This window comes from Anoxybacillus pushchinoensis, from assembly GCF_900111795.1.
Taxonomy (GTDB): domain Bacteria; phylum Bacillota; class Bacilli; order Bacillales; family Anoxybacillaceae; genus Anoxybacillus; species Anoxybacillus pushchinoensis.
This window is the reverse complement of sequence record NZ_FOJQ01000012.1, coordinates 39,132-56,412: the sequence shown is the minus strand read 5'-3', so window position 1 is coordinate 56,412 and position 17,281 is coordinate 39,132. Positions and strand designations below refer to the sequence as shown.

19 protein-coding genes are annotated in these 17,281 nt (G+C 41.9%); 11 read left to right on the top strand and 8 right to left on the bottom strand.

The window, feature by feature from the left end; all coding sequences use genetic code 11:
• Positions 1-447 precede the first annotated feature (447 nt).
• Positions 448-1,116, top strand: coding sequence for a hypothetical protein (locus tag BM213_RS05285; RefSeq protein ID WP_091701728.1), 669 nt, complete (start codon positions 448-450; stop codon positions 1,114-1,116).
• 20 nt (positions 1,117-1,136) lie between these two features.
• On the opposite strand, the gene BM213_RS05280 is transcribed toward BM213_RS05285, so the two are convergent.
• A complete protein-coding gene (locus tag BM213_RS05280) occupies positions 1,137-1,469 on the bottom strand; it encodes a DUF1360 domain-containing protein (RefSeq protein ID WP_091701725.1) in 333 nt (110 codons plus the stop codon).
• Positions 1,470-1,593: 124 nt separating this feature from the next.
• Here BM213_RS05280 and BM213_RS05275 point away from each other — a divergent pair, with 124 nt between their 5' ends.
• From BM213_RS05275 to BM213_RS05260, 4 genes are read left to right on the top strand one after another with little or no spacing between them, the layout of a single operon-like run.
• The gene (locus BM213_RS05275) at positions 1,594-1,926 is read left to right on the top strand and encodes a hypothetical protein (protein WP_091701722.1); all 333 of its coding nucleotides are present in this window, start codon (positions 1,594-1,596) and stop codon (positions 1,924-1,926) included.
• Positions 1,901-3,214: a UDP-glucose dehydrogenase family protein gene (locus tag BM213_RS05270; RefSeq protein ID WP_425265915.1), complete on the top strand. Its 1,314-nt coding sequence runs from the start codon at positions 1,901-1,903 to the stop codon at positions 3,212-3,214. The genes BM213_RS05275 and BM213_RS05270 overlap by 26 nt, the downstream gene beginning before the upstream one ends.
• On the top strand, positions 3,211-4,155 hold the full coding sequence (locus BM213_RS05265; protein WP_091701716.1) for an NAD-dependent epimerase/dehydratase family protein: 945 nt from the start codon (positions 3,211-3,213) through the stop codon (positions 4,153-4,155). Before BM213_RS05270 ends, BM213_RS05265 begins: the two co-directional genes overlap by 4 nt.
• Positions 4,155-5,291: a glycosyltransferase family 4 protein gene (locus BM213_RS05260; protein ID WP_042894271.1), complete on the top strand. Its 1,137-nt coding sequence runs from the start codon at positions 4,155-4,157 to the stop codon at positions 5,289-5,291. Before BM213_RS05265 ends, BM213_RS05260 begins: the two co-directional genes overlap by 1 nt.
• Here the strand turns inward: BM213_RS05260 and BM213_RS05255 are convergent.
• Both BM213_RS05255 and BM213_RS14910 read right to left on the bottom strand, forming a co-directional pair.
• Positions 5,275-5,631: a CotO family spore coat protein gene (locus tag BM213_RS05255; protein WP_003395351.1), complete on the bottom strand. Its 357-nt coding sequence runs from the start codon at positions 5,629-5,631 to the stop codon at positions 5,275-5,277. The two genes, BM213_RS05260 and BM213_RS05255, sit on opposite strands and share 17 nt — an antisense overlap.
• A gap of 91 nt (positions 5,632-5,722) precedes the next feature.
• The gene (locus BM213_RS14910; RefSeq protein WP_244149195.1) at positions 5,723-6,595 is read right to left on the bottom strand and encodes an aKG-HExxH-type peptide beta-hydroxylase; all 873 of its coding nucleotides are present in this window, start codon (positions 6,593-6,595) and stop codon (positions 5,723-5,725) included.
• Positions 6,596-7,156: 561 nt separating this feature from the next.
• On the opposite strand from BM213_RS14910, the gene BM213_RS05245 reads away from it, so the two are divergent.
• Positions 7,157-8,398 (top strand): MFS transporter, encoded by a 1,242-nt coding sequence (locus BM213_RS05245; protein WP_091701714.1) that lies wholly within the window; start codon positions 7,157-7,159, stop codon positions 8,396-8,398.
• Between the two features lie 214 nt (positions 8,399-8,612).
• On the opposite strand, the gene fabI is transcribed toward BM213_RS05245, so the two are convergent.
• Together fabI and mgtE are read right to left on the bottom strand one after the other, a co-directional pair.
• Positions 8,613-9,389 (bottom strand): enoyl-ACP reductase FabI, encoded by a 777-nt coding sequence (fabI, locus tag BM213_RS05240; protein ID WP_091701711.1) that lies wholly within the window; start codon positions 9,387-9,389, stop codon positions 8,613-8,615.
• Positions 9,390-9,480: 91 nt separating this feature from the next.
• A complete protein-coding gene (gene mgtE / locus BM213_RS05235; RefSeq protein WP_091701709.1) occupies positions 9,481-10,812 on the bottom strand; it encodes a magnesium transporter in 1,332 nt (443 codons plus the stop codon).
• Positions 10,813-10,923: 111 nt separating this feature from the next.
• Between mgtE and BM213_RS05230 the strand changes: the two genes are divergently transcribed.
• The 5 genes from BM213_RS05230 to prpE all read left to right on the top strand — a co-directional run bounded on the left by BM213_RS05230 (position 10,924) and on the right by prpE (position 14,222).
• Positions 10,924-12,087 carry an FtsW/RodA/SpoVE family cell cycle protein gene (locus BM213_RS05230; protein ID WP_091701706.1) on the top strand — a complete coding sequence of 388 codons (1,164 nt, stop codon included), beginning with the start codon at positions 10,924-10,926 and terminating at the stop codon, positions 12,085-12,087.
• Between the two features lie 178 nt (positions 12,088-12,265).
• Positions 12,266-12,871: a hypothetical protein gene (locus BM213_RS14905; protein ID WP_244149194.1), complete on the top strand. Its 606-nt coding sequence runs from the start codon at positions 12,266-12,268 to the stop codon at positions 12,869-12,871.
• Positions 12,871-13,005 carry a hypothetical protein gene (locus BM213_RS14900; protein WP_244149193.1) on the top strand — a complete coding sequence of 45 codons (135 nt, stop codon included), beginning with the start codon at positions 12,871-12,873 and terminating at the stop codon, positions 13,003-13,005. The genes BM213_RS14905 and BM213_RS14900 overlap by 1 nt, the downstream gene beginning before the upstream one ends.
• A 25-nt stretch (positions 13,006-13,030) precedes the next feature.
• Positions 13,031-13,417, top strand: coding sequence for a hypothetical protein (locus BM213_RS05220; protein WP_042894268.1), 387 nt, complete (start codon positions 13,031-13,033; stop codon positions 13,415-13,417).
• A gap of 67 nt (positions 13,418-13,484) precedes the next feature.
• Positions 13,485-14,222, top strand: a complete 738-nt coding sequence (gene prpE, locus BM213_RS05215) for a bis(5'-nucleosyl)-tetraphosphatase PrpE (RefSeq protein WP_091701704.1) — start codon at positions 13,485-13,487, stop codon at positions 14,220-14,222.
• Here the strand turns inward: prpE and BM213_RS05210 are convergent.
• From BM213_RS05210 to BM213_RS05200, 3 genes are all read right to left on the bottom strand, one after another.
• Positions 14,219-15,097 (bottom strand): RluA family pseudouridine synthase, encoded by an 879-nt coding sequence (locus BM213_RS05210; protein ID WP_091701701.1) that lies wholly within the window; start codon positions 15,095-15,097, stop codon positions 14,219-14,221. The genes prpE and BM213_RS05210 overlap by 4 nt on opposite strands.
• A 54-nt stretch (positions 15,098-15,151) precedes the next feature.
• Positions 15,152-16,306 carry an IS200/IS605 family element RNA-guided endonuclease TnpB gene (gene tnpB, locus BM213_RS05205; RefSeq protein WP_091701698.1) on the bottom strand — a complete coding sequence of 385 codons (1,155 nt, stop codon included), beginning with the start codon at positions 16,304-16,306 and terminating at the stop codon, positions 15,152-15,154.
• Positions 16,307-16,487: 181 nt separating this feature from the next.
• Positions 16,488-17,276, bottom strand: coding sequence for an NAD kinase (locus BM213_RS05200; RefSeq protein ID WP_091701695.1), 789 nt, complete (start codon positions 17,274-17,276; stop codon positions 16,488-16,490).
• Positions 17,277-17,281: the final 5 nt, after the last annotated feature.

Here is a 17,281-nt window from a genome sequence, read left to right as displayed (position 1 = left end):
GGACGTTTGTTTGTGTCTAACACAAAAACCATAGGGTTCTCCCCTTTCCTCTGCATAAAGCAGGTCATATTCTCCTCGACCATGTTATAGATGCTTGTTATGTGCAAGACACTAGCGCTACCCACCACGCTTGTTTAATCTTGCACGACAGAGGAATGGGCTGGAGAAGCACCCGAACGTGTCATGACATCTATAACGTAGGCTCTGTTTCAAGCCTTGGTCTGGTCAACATGGGGCTTACAAGCCCATGACTTTAGTCATTGGGTTGTTGACCTTTATTTTGGTATATATGACATATGATAAAATAAAATGAATATTGAAACAACAAAAAGAGAGGATGGCATAAAATGACGAAAAGAATGTTGGTCTCGATGCTTATCGTTCAACCAAGTCACATGACTCCAAATGGTTGGCAAGGATGCCCAGAATGCTTATAGGGGGGAGGAGATGAACAACCAACATATTCAACTGCAACAAAAAGTTATTCATTATCGCTCGGAAGTGGCCAAATATAAACAACTTTTGCAGCTTGCTGAAACCGAACTAAAACGCGAGCAATTGCGCAATCATTATTTGCAAAAACAGCTTGAACAAATGGATGAATGTGAACAAACGATCGAAAAACTCGAACAACAGCTTCTGTTTTACGAAGTGGCGCTCGAACAAGAAAAAAAGCGAAAAAAAGAGGAAAAGAAAGAGCGCGCCCACGCCTATTTTGCGTACGCGACGATGATTCCTGAAGAAAAAGACGAACATGTGACGGTGATCGGCGATTTCATCATCGAAAATAGCGGCAATACGCCGCTAAATGACCCGATCATTTGCCTTCGCCTCCGCCCTCCCGAGCATGCGCAATTAAGTGGAAAATTTTCCTTTCGACAACTGCAAGAAGAAGGCGGTTGGACGTTTGCGATCGACGATTGGCGGCAAAAAGTGAAAGACGGAGAATATTGGCTCAAACCGACCGAGCAAACGACGCTGTTACCGAACGAACAACTGCGCTTTTCCTCTTTCGAATTGCGCGTATTCCATACGATCGTTGTAGAAGCGTTCGTTTATTTCCGCCAGCTGAAACAAGGGGTATCATCTTTCAATCATATCGTGATCAACAAATAAGCAGGCATCCGCCCGCTTTTTTATTTGCTCCATTGTTGGACAACGATTTCGATGAGCGAAGCACCTCCCGCAATCGCTAATATCCACACAAACGGCATGACAATGTACGGGGCGAACATCACGCCAACGTACAACGCCGCTGCGCACCATACCCCTGTACACCAATGACAGCTTAACAGTTCTCCGATCCATTTCCGTATTCCCGTTCCTTTTATGACGATATACGTTTCTCCATCTTGTTCAACTTCATCATGAAATGGCGCGCGCAAAAACGACGTAATGCGGTCATATACAATGAGGCGCGTCAAGCGAAACGAAGCAATACATAAAAGAAAAAAGTGAAACGCATCCATCTTTCTCGCCTCCTCGCTCTACTGTATGTGACATACGATGAAAAAATGTCGGCAAACCGCCCATTCCCCTTTTCCTTTCCGTACATATAATGCAATGAGATAGACGAAGAAAGGAGTGGAACGAATGTATCGCATTTTTTTCAGCAAAGACTTTTTAGCAAAAAGAAAACAAATAAACGACATATGCTCGACATTGCTTTCCCTTGCCGAAGGAACAGAGCTGCACGTGCATACGAACAATCAAACGTATTATCACGCCCAGCTCGCTGCAGTAAACAAAATGACAAATGAAGTGACGCTCCACATCGACCGCTTTTACGAACATGGTGGTGAAACGATAACGATTCATTGCCGCAATATTGTAGCGATCGAGTTTCCTTCCGATGCTCTCGTCGCAGCGGCTGAACAAACAACAATGACAATCGGAACAAATGAAAAAGAAGAGGACGACGAATAAAGGAAGTGAACATATGAACGTTTTAATTATCGGCGCTGGCTATGTTGGACTAACGACAGCTGCAGTAATTGCTAAACTTGGTCATACCGTCCATTGCGTAGATGAAAATGAACAAAAAATTGCCGCCTTAACACGTGGAGACGTTCCTATTTATGAACCTGGTTTAGCCGAGCTGCTCACCGACCATAAAAGTCGGCTTTTTTTCCATCGTGACGGACAAAAACATATACACGAAGCCGATGTCATATTTATTTGCGTCGGCACACCGCCCGACAACAACGGAAAATCGGACGTGTCATACGTCAACCGTGCCGTCGCTGCGCTTCTTCCTCATTTACACGACCAACAAACGCTCGTCATAAAAAGCACCGTTCCGATCGGCACGAACGAACGCATATACGAGCGGCTAACAAAAGAAGGAAAAAACGTACGCGTCGTCTCTAACCCCGAATTTTTACGGGAAGGGTCAGCCATTTTCGATTCCCTCTATCCCGACCGGATCGTCGTCGGTTTACGTGACGATGATGATCGTTCCCTTTCTGTTATGCAGACGTTATACGCACGTATTCATGCCCCATACGTCGTGACAAGTTTAAGCGGTGCGGAAATGATTAAATACGCCGCCAACGCCTTTTTAGCGATGAAAATTTCGTTCATAAACGAAATGGCGCGCCTTTGCGAAGCGTACGACGTCGATGTCGCTCACGTCGCGAAAGGCATCGGACTTGATGGACGAATCGGCCCACACTTTTTACAAGCAGGCATCGGATATGGCGGATCTTGTTTCCCGAAAGATGTCGCCGCCCTACAACAAATGGCGTATGAAAAAGCGGTGCGCCCGTACATGATAGAAGCAACAAAAACGATTAACGACACACAGTTTTATTGGTACGTTCAAAAAATAAAGCGGACGTTAGGCACGCTTTCCGATAAACGTATAGCCGTCCTTGGCATCGCCTTTAAACCGAATACAGACGATATTCGCGAGTCGCCTGCCGTATCTCTCATCAAAGCATTGCACAACCTTGGCGCTCATGTCGTGGCACACGACCCAAAAGCCGTCCTCCCAAACGGCATGGACATCAAGCAAACAAAAACGATCGATGAAGCGCTCCAACAAGCGGATGCGGTCATCGTTGCGACCGATTGGGATGCGTATAAACAGTTAAACTGGGAACAAGTGAGACAAACGATGAGCGGAAACGTCGTCGTCGACGGGCGAAATAGCTTACCGCGCAACGACATCATTCAAGCAGGACTGACCTATGTGGGGGTGGGGCGCGGATGAATATACTTGTCACAGGGGCGGCTGGCTTTATCGGTTCGCACGTATGCGAAGCGTTGTTACAGCACCATCACGTCATCGGCATCGACTGTTTCACCGGTCCGACGCCAAAACGATGGAAAGAAAAAACGATCGACATGTTAAAAAAACACAACCGTTTTACATGGATCGAAGGCGATCTTTTATCGTTGCCACTCGTTGACATCATGAAACAAGTCGATGTCATTTATCATTTTGCTGGCATGCCGGGCGTACGCACAAGCTGGGGAACGACGTTTGATTTGTACACGACAAACAACATCGTAGCGACGCAACGTTTGCTTGAGGCGTGCAAACAACATCGACCAAAACAGTTCATTTATACGTCCACATCGTCCGTTTACGGTGAAAAAGACGGGCGCGTCGCCGAACATATGACCCCGACCCCTCTTTCGCCATACGGCATTACGAAATTAGCTGGGGAACATTTATGCCGCGTATATCATTCGGAGTTTCATGTGCCGACGACCATTTTGCGCTACTTTACGGTGTACGGTCCGCGCCAACGGCCAGATATGGCCTTTCATCGCTTCATTCGCCAAATGTTGTTTGATGAGCCAATCACGATTTTCGGAGACGGCACACAAACGCGCGATTTTACGTACATTTCCGACTGTGTCAACGGCACGCTCGCCGTCCTTGGCAACGAAAAAGCGATCGGGGAAACGTTCAATATCGGCGGGAAAGAACGAGCTTCGCTAAACGACGTCATCGCTATGCTCGAAGAGATGATCGGAAAACGAGCAAACAAACAATATATGAATAAAGCGATCGGCGAGCCGAAACATACGTGGGCGGACATTTCAAAAGCCGAACGCCTGCTTTCATACAATCCAGCGACGCCATTGCAAGAAGGATTGCGTCATGAAGTCCAATACATTCGCTCGCTTTACGGGGGGTCATAATGCGCATCGCATTCATTTGTACAGAAAAGCTGCCGTCCCCAGCGGTGAAAGGTGGAGCCATTCAACTGATGATTGATGGCATCGCCCCATTTCTTGCCGCTAAACATGATCTTACGATTTTTTCGATTACAGACCCGTCGCTTCCCACATACGAACGGCGTCACGGCATCGAATACGTACGCGTGCCAAACGAACGGTACGAACACGATGTCGCAAACGAATTAAGCAAACGAACGTTTGACGTCGTTCATGTGTTTAACCGCCCAGCAAACGTTTTACAGTACAAACAAGTGGCCCACGCAAGCCGCTTCGTCACGAGCTTGCATAACGATATGTTTTCGCCGCTAAAAATGAAACGTGACGTAGCTGAACGCGTGCTGGCTGAAGTGGATCTCATCACAACCGTCAGCGCGTACATGAAACGCACCATCACGAACCGATACGATGTGCCGGACGATCTCGTTCAAGTCGTCTACTCTGGCGTTGACATTACACCGTACACACCACCATGGACGGAGGAAGGAAAACAAGTGCGCGCCGACATGCGCCAACGCTTTCGTTTGGAAGGAGATGACGTCATTTTATTTATCGGCCGATTAAGTCGAGCAAAAGGGGTGCACGTATTAATAGAAAGCATGAATGACGTGCTAGCCGACCATCCGCGTGCGAAACTCGTCATCGTCGGAGGAAAATGGTTTAGCGACAACCGCCCGAACGGTTACGTGCACTTCCTGCACAAGCTCGCTCACTCTTACAAAGACCGCATTTTATTTACAAACTACATCCCTTCCGAACACATCCCGCGCATATTGGCGATGGGCGATCTGTTCGTCTGTAGCTCGCAATGGCATGAGCCGCTCGCTCGCGTCCATTACGAAGCGATGGCTGCTGGCGTGCCGATCATTACGACAAATCGTGGGGGAAATGGTGAAATCATTGAGCAGGACGTCAACGGAATCGTCATTGACGACTACTCATCACCGAAAGCGTTCGCCAACGCGATTAATGAATTGCTTTGCAATAAAGAAAAAGCGCTCGCACTTGCTCGCGAAGGACGAAAACGGGCAGAAACGACGTTTTCATTCGCAAACACAGCCGAGCAGCTTGAACGTTTGTACGTTACGATTTGCCAATAAGCGATACGGATACGATATGTTCTAGCGGGATCGTAATCGTCTTTTCCTCCCCGCTGAATGTAAAAAACACTTTTTTACTATCACATTTTTGAATAATCCCTTCATACGTTCGATTTTTCGTTTTTAATTCGCACGTCACCGGCCGAAGCTCATTTGGCAGCGTCGCTAAAAACTCAATGCGCTCGATCGTATCCATGTCGCGAAAGTTTGCAAACGATGGCGGTGGATACGACGGCTTTTCTTTTTTTGTCCGAAACGTCTGTTGCATATAGCACGTTTTCGGCCCTAAATTCGGCTGAACGATATACAACAACGGTGCGTTTTCCACATGCTTTTTCATTCCCACACCCCTCCTTTTTACGACTACTATATGCGCAAAAGGAGAGGGGCATTCATATCTAATGCTTCATTGCTTCGGAATCTCATAAGTTTTAATTACTTAAAGAAAATGAAATGTCATCAAAGTTCGGATTATCGATGAATGAACGCATAATTTTCAATGTTTTCAAACCTTGTTCTCCTAAAAATTTCGTCCTTTCCTCAATTTCCCCAACAGTCTTCCTTAGGTCATCCATATATTTCATAGAATTTTTATAGTCATTAAATAGATGGTACAGATGCATAATTCCTATAGCAACACCGGCGGCATGGTATGCCCTATCCAATGGTCTTTTCATTCTTAAAATAGTTGAGGTCACAAGTGCACTTTCCTCAGCACAATCGTTTGCATTCGGAAACATGCAGTTAATCATATCATCTAAGAAAATGCTTTGATGAATAAATTCGTGATAAATTGCTTCAGCATACTCTATAATCGACCAATTTGGTTGAGGATTTAACCATACTAGCCCCATAACATTTGAAACCGATCCTCCACCAAACAGATCTTTTTTTAAAATTAAAAACGTTCCTATAAGAACATGAATTAGATCATATAAGTCTTTATGCAATATTTGTATCAATTTGAGAGCTTTTTCAATCCTATCACTAATAATCTGCTGCTCCTCAAAAGAATAAATATGCTTTTCGTCTTTCAAGTCTTCTTTATCGATCATACCTAGCTCTAGTAATTTATCTTGTAACATTCTATCGTAGTAGGTAACATAAATTCTTTCATTGGAATAAGGAACTGGGACATCTTGTAGATAATTTATGGATTCAAAATACATTTCCTTTAAAGTGACGTCTGTAGATAAACGTTTATTATGTTCCTGTTCAACATAATTACTTAAAATGTCGATATTGTTAATGATATGTGATTTACTTAAAAAAGGAAAAGTAACCTTTGCGCGCGATTGTATCATTGTAAAAACTCCCCTTTGACTGAATACAATAGAAAGGAGATGTTCCCCTTTCTATTGTAACTTGTAATAAAAATTTTTACTTGTCTAAATGAATTTGCATTCTAAGTGGTTGAACAACCACAGACATTTGAGCATTCCCTTTCAAATAATGATCAACATAACGTTTAATATTACGAACATGTTTTTCAGTCATTTATAAACCTCCTAATATTAAAAAATACTCGAAAAGATTTTCCACTCACTAAAAGTCTTCCAATATGCTACTTCTTTTTACATCTTATCATCACCTTTAAAAATGAAATTAGCTTCCCAGTGACTACGACTTTAATTTCGATTCATTTGAAAAAAATATAAAATAAGGTAAAATTGGATTATATAAACACCTCCTTCTCTAATATAAATTTTAACAAAACCATCATATTTGAATATTAGCAAAAAAAAAAAACAAAAAAGAAAGTTTTTTTATTTCTGAAAATATGAATTTAGAGGTGTCAAACAATGTGAATTCATAATAAGCAATAGAACATGATTACAAAAAATATATAGAAAAGAGGAAATTCAATGAGAAATAAGATGTTTCATTTCTTTTGGATAGGTCAATCTTTTGCTAATTTTGGAGATGTCTTTTATATCGTTTCATTAATCACGTATCTTTACCATCTAACATCAAAAAGCATGGCTACAGCATTCGTTACATTTTTAGTTACATTGTCGCTTTCTATTAGTGGGATAATTGCTCCTATTTTTTTCGAAAAATTTAAATTGAAGATTATATTAGCTTATGGGCAAATGTTTAAAACAATATTATTAATGATTTTATGTATTTATATAAACATGAATATAGTAAGTAATGTTTGGCTCATTTACACGGTTGTATTATGCATTAGTTTTTTTGATGGGATAAGTAACCCTATTAAAAGCTCGTTAATCCCTTTACTAGTTAAGAGGGAAGAAATTTTAAAAGCAAACAGTATGTTAAACACGTTAGATCAATTTATCAAGCTAAGCGCATGGCCTATTGGTAGTTTAATCATAGCCTTTCTATCTCCAGCTTTTTTGATCAACATGACTTTGTTACTTTACATGATTTCATGCTTTTTTATGTTCCTTCTCAACATAGAAGAAACAAGTAAGCGAGAAAATGTTAATCGAAAAGGTACAAAGAAAGTTCCATCATCTATGAGCATAGGATGGAAATATACATTCACAAATCAACATTCCAAATCTATAAGTTTTATGACTTTGTTTGAGGGAGTCGGGAATGGTGTTTGGATTTCAGCAATACTTTATGTATACGTCAAAGAGCAATTGCATTTAGGAGAGGAATGGTGGGGGTATATTAATTCTATTTTCTTCGGTGGAATGGTTATAGGTGGGTTTTTAATCATAAAATTTAATAAATTCATCGAAGCTAGCCAGCAAACGATTGTACTATCCACTCCATTTATTATAGCAACTGTAACTTTTCTATTTGGAAATGAACAATACGCATGGTTATCTTTATTTTGGTCTATGATATATGGGATAACAGAACAATTTAGATTCGTATCCCTACAAACAATTCTGCAAAAAAATACAGAGCCACATTTACTACCTAATGTGTTTGCGGTTCAAGGAGTAATCAGCACGATTACATTTGGAGTGTCTACATTACTATTAAGTTTTATAGCGGATACGTACGGTATTACCTCTGCATTTTATACATCTGCATTATGTTATATCATAAGCGGTTTAATCAGTTATAAAAATAAAGAAATATGGAAAAACGAAGGTTCATCACCACAACATGTACTTGACAAGTGATACGCTTTCTTGAACAAAAATGTACAGAAATCATTGGTTTACTGCTTCTTCCTCACAAGCATCGGTAGAGTGTGTTAAAAAATCAAGTACAACTTTTGGTGAAGAGCCAAAACGAAGAACAAAATCTAAAAAATGTAACAAACACTTTAAAACAGTAACAACATGTTACCTTTACTGAAAAAAGCTGTTCGGCAAATGCCAAACAGCTTTCAAATTAGCGCGCTAAAATATGGTAGCCAGAGTCGACGTGGATAATTTCTCCAGTCACGCCGCGCGATAAGTCGCTAAATAAAAATAAGGCTGTGTCGCCAACTTCTTCTTGTGTCGTTGTGCGACGTAGTGGTGCACGCTCTTCAATTTCTTTTAAAATCGAGTTAAAATCGCCGACACCTTTCGCAGATAACGTGCGAATTGGACCTGCGGAAATGGCGTTGACGCGAATGCCGTATTTCCCTAAGTCGTTCGCTAAATATTTCACGCTCGCTTCTAACGATGCTTTTGCCACACCCATGACGTTGTAGTTTTGCACGACGCGCTCGCCTCCTAAATACGTTAACGTGACGATGCTTCCGCCTTCCGTCATTAACTCTTTCGCCGCTTTCGCCACAGCTGTTAATGAATATGCGCTAATGTTGTGCGCCAGCAAAAATCCTTCGCGATCCACGTTCATATATTCGCCTTCTAAATGCTCTTTATTCGCAAACGCGATACAATGCGCAATGCCGTGAATGACGCCTACTTGTTCTTTTATTTGCGCAAAGCACGCTTCAATTTCTTCATCTTTCGTCACATCGCACGGTAACACAAGAGCTGTGTCATCTTCTAACGTCGCGACTAATTTTTTCACTTCATTTTCAAAACGCTCGCCTGCATATGTAAAAATTAATCGCGCCCCGGCTGCATGAAGCGCACGCGCAATGCCCCAAGCGATGCTTCGTTTATTTGCGACACCCATGACGACATACGTTTTCCCATGTAACGATAATTGCATATTCGTTCATCCCCTTATTTTTATGATTTGTTATTAGAACCTAGTATTAATATCATTATAACAAAAAATTCCCTACTTTGAAATAGGGAATTTATAATAAATAGTCCATGAACATTGTCGCTAAGCCGAAATAAATAAGAATGCTAATTAAATCGTTAAGTGTTGTAATAAACGGCCCAGAAGCGACCGCTGGATCGATGCGCAATTTATGCATAAAAAGCGGAATAAGCGCCCCGGCGACTGTCGCGACCGTTAACGTCGCAAATAAAGCTAATCCGACGAGAACCCCTAAGAAAAACTGTTGCTTCCATACGTACACGACGATGGTAATAATGAGACCGCACGATAAGCCGATCAACAAACCTGTCAATGCTTCGCGTCCCAACATGCTCCATTTTCCTTCTTTTTCTAAATCCCCCATCGCAAGACGGCGCACAGCAACGGCTAACGACTGCGTTCCTGTATTTCCCGACATACCGGCAATGAGCGGAATAAAGACGGCTAAAATCGCCACTTTTTGTAGCGTATCTTCAAAACGGCTAATTAAATTGGCCGTCATCATGCCTAAAAACAATAAAATAATGAGCCATGGCAACCGCTTTTTCGCCGCTTCAAACGGATTGTACTGAATGTCGACATCCGGAACCCCTGCTAGCTTTGAATAGTCGTCTGTCGCTTCTTCGGAAATAACGTCTACGATATCATCAACGGTAATAATCCCGAGCAAATGATTGTTTGCATCAACGACAGGAAGAGATAAAAAGTTGTAATTTTGCATTTTTCTAGCAACTTCCTCTTGGTCTTCGTCGACGAACACCGAAACGACGCGATCGTTCATCATGTCGGCAATCATCGCATCGTCGTCAGACGTCAACAACTCGCGCAACGATAACACGCCAACGAGCTGATGCTGTTCATTGACGACATAAATGTAATAAATCGTTTCCGCATGCGCCGCTTCTTTTTTTAAAATTTGCATCGCCGAACGCACCGTTTGATTGGCATGGATGGCGATATATTCCGTTGTCATAATGCTTCCGGCCGTATATTCTTTATAATGAAGCAACCCTTGAATATCTTTCGCAGCTTCATTATCCATAATCGTTAAATAGTTTGCCACTTCTTTTTTATCAAGTTCACTCAATATATCCGCGGCGTTATCCGCATACATGTGCCCTAGCATTTGCGCAACAAAAAGCGGATCCATTTCAGATAAGTATGTTTTATATTCCTCTTCTTCAATGTCGAGATGATCAAATATTTCTGCCATCTCAGCTGGCGATAAATATTCGTACATTCGCTTTCTTACTTCTGGGCTTTGCTTAATGTAAAACTTAGCTTGATCATACGGATGCAGTTTTAAAAAGTGCTGCCGAAATTGTTCCATCTGTTCGTCGTACAGCGCTTGTACGATATGTTCCATATAATTCTGCCTCCTTTCGACAAACGTCGCTTTTTTATTATGCGTGAATCTTTGCCAACTTGCAAGCAACCATGTAAAATGATAGTGCATCACCAAACAGGGGGAACGGCAATGGAAAACGAAAAAACAGTACAAACGAAAATAGATTATCACTTATTGTTTATTTTATTTTTAATCGCGATCGTGAGCGCCGTCGCTATCGAAAGTGCGCGGGAGACGCTTCCTGTCAAACTTCAACATATTAACTTTGCCCAAAAGCAGCTCATGTGGTACGGCGTCGGTGCTATCGTCATTGCGGTGACGATGCTTATCGATTACGACCGGCTGTTTAAAATCGCTTGGTATTTGTATGGCTTTGGCATGCTCCTGTTACTCGGATTAGAATTAAACGTTCCGGGTACATTAACGATTAAAGGGGCAACGAGTTGGTACAGCCTTCCCGGAGGTAACTTCCAACCTTCTGAGCTAATGAAAATTTTTATGATTATCGTCATTAGCCGCATGATCGTCAACCATCGTGAAAAATACAGCGACCCAACGGTGCAAGACGACTTTAAGTTGCTCGGAAAAATCGGCTTAGCGCTACTGCCGCCGCTATTTTTACTTGCCCGTCAGCCAGATATGGGAATGTCAATGGTATTTATGGCGATTGCCGCCTCGCTCATTCTCGTTTCAGGTATTCGCTTGCGCATTATTGCGTCAATTGCTGGTGTAGCTATACTTGGGGCAACAGCTTTTATCGTGGCGTTTTTATATTTCCCTGATGTGTTAAAAATTCAACAATATCAATTAAACCGTTTTTACGGCTGGTTGAATCCATACGAATATTCAAGCGATCAAGGGTTTCAGCTTATTAAATCGCTACTTGCGATCGGATCTGGGGAATTATATGGAAAAGGATATAAAAACTTAGACGTCTATTTACCAGAGTCGCATACCGACTTTATTTTTAGCATTATCGGAGAACAATTCGGCTTTATCGGAGCGAGCTTCGTCGTCTCCCTCTTTTTCTTGCTTATTTATCGTATGATTCAAATCGCATTAGAGTGCCACGATCCGTTCGGAAGCTATTTATGCGCCGGTGTCATCGGCATGATCACGTTCCAAGTGTTCCAAAACGTCGGCATGACGATCGGGTTGCTTCCAATTACCGGACTTCCGCTTCCGTTCGTCAGCTACGGTGGAAGCTCGCTCGCAACATACATGCTTGCGGTTGGGCTCGTCCTAAACGTCCGTTCTCGCACACAAAAATTTATGTTTTCAACGGAACAATAGGGGAGGTTTAGACTTTGTCACCTCCCCTATTGTTTTTCACATCTCGTCTCCTCTCACATATAAGACGACGTACTACCATAATTACGGTAAATAATCCCTATTGAAATAATTTTTACTTACATGTTAAAATTATTCTTGATTTATAAAATTTTCTTTCAGAAAAAAAGGAGGTTTCTATATGAGAAATATTTTCATCTCAACTCTCTCTGTTTTGCTTTTCTTTTTCATTCTTCCTCTTTCTACTACTTTAGCCCATAACAATATAAGTGAGCAAGAGAAAAATAAAGTTGTTCAAGAAGCTTTAAAAGTTATTGAAAAAAGATACAACTCTCTTATTTCTCAACAACAAGAAGAAAGTGAAATACTTCAACTGAAAAACACTAATTCGCAATTAAGATTAGAAAATATTATAACGAGAGATAAAAATTATATAAACGAACTAGGTGCATCCTACAAGAAAATAGAAATTTTAAACGTAGATGATATACAAATAGATAAAATGAATGACACAATCAAATTGAGCTTACGTGTGGAGGTAGCTAAATACTACCAGTACAAAAATAAAAAACAGATGGAGGAACATCCATGGCTAGAGACAAGAACACATGAGTTTGTTTTCTCTTTTAACGAAAACAAAAGAAACGATTCATATTTATTAGTTGACTACAAATTCGAAGATGAAATGGACTACTCCGATGAACAATCTCCAAATCTCAACTTACCTACAATTTTGTTGGATATGACTTTGACAACGATGGTTATTTCGATCACCTTTCTATTGTAGTGAATTATGATAGCAACGGAGAACCTTTGACTGCTCAACATACTCCAAGTGACTATAACCGCCCTTGGAAATCAGTCAATTCATTAGCAAAACATTACTTTATTCAAACAAATGATTACTGGTATTCTAATTAGTGAAGTTTAAAGTGAGGAGAAAACATTGAAGAAGTGTATACTGTTATTTATCTTGTTAAGTTTGTTGATAGGATGCAATAAAAAAGAAATCCCTATGTATAATGGATTTCCAATTCCTGAAGGAGCAAAAGTTATAAAAATAGATAGCGATAAAAGTAAGGTACATCCTGTCTTTATCGAACAAGCTATGTTCCAATTAAAAGAGCCTATGTCACCTGACTTAATACCGTCTCATCCTTTCTATCAGATAATTGTGAATGAGGGTTGGAAAGATGAAGAAGCGATAAAGAAGATTGGTGAAAATCGTTATATGTTTAGTAAGGATGATCGACTTATTCAAGTAAGTATTTATAACGATAAAATGACAATTACGGAATATGATCCAAAAATCTTTTGGCAAAAAAATGAGTAGTCCCCAGCGCGTATTGCCCTGGGGATTTGTTGTACATAATGAATAGTAAAAAAGGGAAGATCAATAGATGATATACGACATTATCGGAGATATTCACGGCTGTTTTCACGAATTCATGTTATTAACAAAAAAGCTTGGCTACGTATGGGAAAATGATGTCCCGATTCATCCGAACGGACGAAAGCTTGCGTTCGTCGGCGATTTAGCCGATCGCGGTCCGCAGTCATTACGAGTGATTGACACCGTCATTGCGCTCGTTCAACAAAATAAAGCGGTGTACGTTCCGGGCAACCACTGCGACAAGCTATATCGTTTTTTTCTCGGTCGAAACGTACAAATTACGCACGGGCTTGAAACGACGGTAGCGGAGTGGGAACAAGCAGATGAGAAAACGAAAGAGCGCCTTCGTACGCAGTTTATGACACTGTACGAACAAGCGCCCCTTTATGCCGTCTTAGATGGTGGAAAACTAATCGTTGCCCATGCTGGCATTCGCGCAGATTACATCGGAAAATTCCATCAAAAAGTAAAAACGTTCGTTTTATACGGCGACATTACAGGCGAAAAACATTCAGACGGCTCCCCCGTTCGACGCGATTGGGCAAAACATTACCGCGGCGACGCGCTTATCGTATATGGGCATACACCTGTGAAAAAACCGCGCTGGCTCAACAACACCGTCAACATCGACACCGGCTGCGTATTCGGCGGACAGCTAACAGCGCTTCGCTATCCAGAAATGGAAACGGTCTCTGTTTCATCGACGATGCCATATGTCGCTGAAAAATTTCGTTCATTTGACTAAAGCAAGCTCGCCATATCGTCTGGAAGCGGCGCGTGAAACGTCATTGTCTTTTCAAGAAAAGGATGAACAAACGTCAGCTCACAGCTATGCAACGCTTGCCTTTGCATGCGCTTGCGCAAGCCGCCGTACAAATCATCGCCAACGAGCGGATGGCCAATGTACGAAAAATGGACGCGAATTTGATGCGTCCGCCCCGTTTCTAATTGAATCGACACGTGCGTCATATCGTTTTTATATTGCAATACTTCATAATGCGTCACCGCACGCTGACCATCCGCTCGCACTTCCCGTTCGATGATGCTGTCGCTTTTTCTCCCAATAGGAGCATCAATCGTCCCGACAGACGGGGTGACGTACCCGTGGCAAATCGCTTCATACCGACGCTTTACCCGCCCTTGTTTTTGTTGTTCACTCAATATATGATGCACGTGGCGATGTTTGGCGACAAGCACAAGCCCGGACGTATCACGGTCTAATCTTGTGACGACATGCACAGTCGTTTGCAAGTTTTGCTGTTCGTAATGAAACAACAGGGCGTTCGCTAACGTGCCGCGCGGATGTTCACGGGACGGAATCGTTGACATACCGGGCGGTTTATTGATGACGACAACATCATCGTCTTCATACACAATTGAAAGCGGAATCGGCTCTGGAAGCATGTCGGCGCTTCTTTTCTCGGGCGGAAACGATACGCACACTTCATCCCCCTCTTTTAGCACGTAGCGAACGGTGACGCGCTGACCGTTTACTTCAATATTTCCCCCTTTAAACTTAATGTCTGTCAACGCTGTTTTCGAAATATGCTTTTCTTTTAAAAATTCCCTTACAGCCATTCCATCTTGTTGCTTTGTCACAATCCAACGAAGTTGAAACATACGAATCCCTTTCTACTGATTGAACTACCGCTAGGCTAAAGCCATAACGGATTCCTACGAACACCGAAAGTTTTTTCGGTTATTTAGTAGGCGATCCCCACAGTTCCTGCGGTTAAGAAGCCTAATCGCTTCGTTTTTAATATTGATACTTGCGTTCACATCTCGGTCGTGATGAGTATGGCACACAGGACATTCCCATTCACGCAAAGCAAGATGTTTCACATCTTTGTTTTGATAGCCACAGCACGAACAAAGCTGGCTAGATGGAAAGTTTTTTGCTACGGTGACAACTTGTTTCCCATACCATCTAGCTTTGTATTCGATCATGGCTTTAAACATTGACCAAGATACTTCTTGAATCGCTTTTGCAAGGTTGTGATTTTTTAGCATATGGCTTACCGACAAATCTTCCATCCCGATGATGTCGTGGTTTTTGACAATCTCGGTGGAAATTTTGTGCAAGTAATCATGTCGTGCATTTGTCATTTTTTCGTGCAATCGTGCAACTTTTATTCGTTGCTTATTCCAATTCGAGCCACCTTTTTTTCGTCTGGAAAGAATACGCTGTGCTTTTGCTAGTTGTTCTTCTAGCTTATGAAGCCATTTCGGGTTGACGTATTTTGTTCCATCAGAAAGAACGGCGAATTCCTTCAACCCAACATCGATGCCAACGGCTGAACCCGTTTTAGGCAACGCTTGCACGTCAGTTTCAACCAAAATGGATACAAAGTATTTCCCGCTCGGATTTCGTCTAATCGTAGCAGACAAGATGCGCCCTTCTACTTCACGACTTTTTGCAAAACGAACAAGACCAAGTTTAGGTAACTTGATGTGCTTATCTAGCACAGCAATATTCCCATTTGTGTATTTAGTCGTATAGGATTGCACAGGATTCTTTTTAGACTTGAAACGCGGTTTGTCGTTTTGCTTTTTAAAAAAGCGATCGTACGCATCATCTAGATGTTTGAGTGAAGATTGAAGCGCAATGCTATCCACTTCTTTTAACCAAGTGAATTCTTTTTTTAATTGCGTCAATTGAGAAGAACAAGCGTTGTAGGTTAATCCTTTACCTGTTTCTTGATAGGTTTCATTCCATTTTGCTAAAAAGTGGTTAAACACAAATCGACTACAACCAAAAGTTTTAGCAATCAGGATTTCTTGTTCTTTATTTGGATAGATGCGAAATTTATATGCTTTGTTGACCAGCATTGACTTCACCTCCTTTAGGTATATGTTTATTATACATCTAGTGTATTATAGTTTTGCAGGTGCAGTTTATGAACTGATCCGTAAAGGCTTGAAAAAGCAATGAAATACATCCATACATTGAAACACAAGGCGACTAGGGCTTACATCCCCTAGCCTAAAGACATAGGGGTTTTACGCCCAATCATATAAATGATTCGCGCACACGCTTCCAAAATGGAAACGGACGGAAGCGCGCAAAGCGAATTTTTTCATCAGCGACCCGGCATTGAATCGATTTTACATCTTTATGCAATAACGATAAATGGTCGATCGTAATTTGAAAATCGACGTTGTTGACCGGCTTTAACATGCACGTATGATGCTTCGGCAAAACGAGCGGCGAGCCGATCGTGCGGAAGACGCGATTGTTAATCGACGCCATTTCCGCGACTTGAATAGCCTCTAACGATGGATGTAAAATCGCACCGCCGAGCGCCTTATTGTATGCGGTGCTTCCTGAAGGAGTAGAAATGCATAGCCCATCCCCGCGAAACGTTTCAAATAAATCGCCGCGAATTTCGACATCCATCACGAGCGTCCCGCTTACACTTTTTACAGTACATTCATTGAGCGCTAAATATTTAACTTCACGCCCACCACCGACGTAGCGAATCGTCACTTCAAGAAGCGGATATTCGATCACTTGATACGGCGTTTTGGCGATAGCGATAACGAGCTTTTCTATTTCGGCGGGCACCCAGTCGGCATAAAACCCTAAATGCCCTGTATGCACGCCGACAAACGCCGTCTGTTCGAGCCGGCTTCGATAACGATGAAACGCATACAAAAGCGTCCCATCCCCCCCAACTGAGATGACAATATCCGGCTGATCTTCGTCATACGTTAAGCGAAAATCCGTTAAATATGTACGAATTTTATGCATACATTCGTTTGATATCGCGTCCCCTTTCGATATGACCGCAAATTTCACGCGCC

Excerpts from the sequence above, each read along its gene's own strand:
- BM213_RS14910 (WP_244149195.1), bottom strand. The coding sequence starts at position 6,595 with ATGATACAATCGCGCGCAAAGGTTACTTTTCCTTTTTTAAGTAAATCA.
- BM213_RS05265 (WP_091701716.1), top strand. The coding sequence starts at position 3,211 with ATGAATATACTTGTCACAGGGGCGGCTGGCTTTATCGGTTCGCACGTA.
- BM213_RS05275 (WP_091701722.1), top strand. The coding sequence starts at position 1,594 with ATGTATCGCATTTTTTTCAGCAAAGACTTTTTAGCAAAAAGAAAACAA.
- BM213_RS05280 (WP_091701725.1), bottom strand. The coding sequence starts at position 1,469 with ATGGATGCGTTTCACTTTTTTCTTTTATGTATTGCTTCGTTTCGCTTG.
- BM213_RS14905 (WP_244149194.1), top strand. The coding sequence starts at position 12,266 with ATGAGAAATATTTTCATCTCAACTCTCTCTGTTTTGCTTTTCTTTTTC.
- BM213_RS05255 (WP_003395351.1), bottom strand. The coding sequence starts at position 5,631 with ATGAAAAAGCATGTGGAAAACGCACCGTTGTTGTATATCGTTCAGCCG.
- BM213_RS05285 (WP_091701728.1), top strand. The coding sequence starts at position 448 with ATGAACAACCAACATATTCAACTGCAACAAAAAGTTATTCATTATCGC.
- BM213_RS05245 (WP_091701714.1), top strand. The coding sequence starts at position 7,157 with ATGAGAAATAAGATGTTTCATTTCTTTTGGATAGGTCAATCTTTTGCT.
- mgtE (WP_091701709.1), bottom strand. The coding sequence starts at position 10,812 with ATGGAACATATCGTACAAGCGCTGTACGACGAACAGATGGAACAATTT.
- BM213_RS05270 (WP_425265915.1), top strand. The coding sequence starts at position 1,901 with ATGAAAAAGAAGAGGACGACGAATAAAGGAAGTGAACATATGAACGTT.
- BM213_RS05210 (WP_091701701.1), bottom strand. The coding sequence starts at position 15,097 with ATGTTTCAACTTCGTTGGATTGTGACAAAGCAACAAGATGGAATGGCT.
- tnpB (WP_091701698.1), bottom strand. The coding sequence starts at position 16,306 with ATGCTGGTCAACAAAGCATATAAATTTCGCATCTATCCAAATAAAGAA.
- fabI (WP_091701711.1), bottom strand. The coding sequence starts at position 9,389 with ATGCAATTATCGTTACATGGGAAAACGTATGTCGTCATGGGTGTCGCA.
- BM213_RS05230 (WP_091701706.1), top strand. The coding sequence starts at position 10,924 with ATGGAAAACGAAAAAACAGTACAAACGAAAATAGATTATCACTTATTG.
- BM213_RS05260 (WP_042894271.1), top strand. The coding sequence starts at position 4,155 with ATGCGCATCGCATTCATTTGTACAGAAAAGCTGCCGTCCCCAGCGGTG.
- prpE (WP_091701704.1), top strand. The coding sequence starts at position 13,485 with ATGATATACGACATTATCGGAGATATTCACGGCTGTTTTCACGAATTC.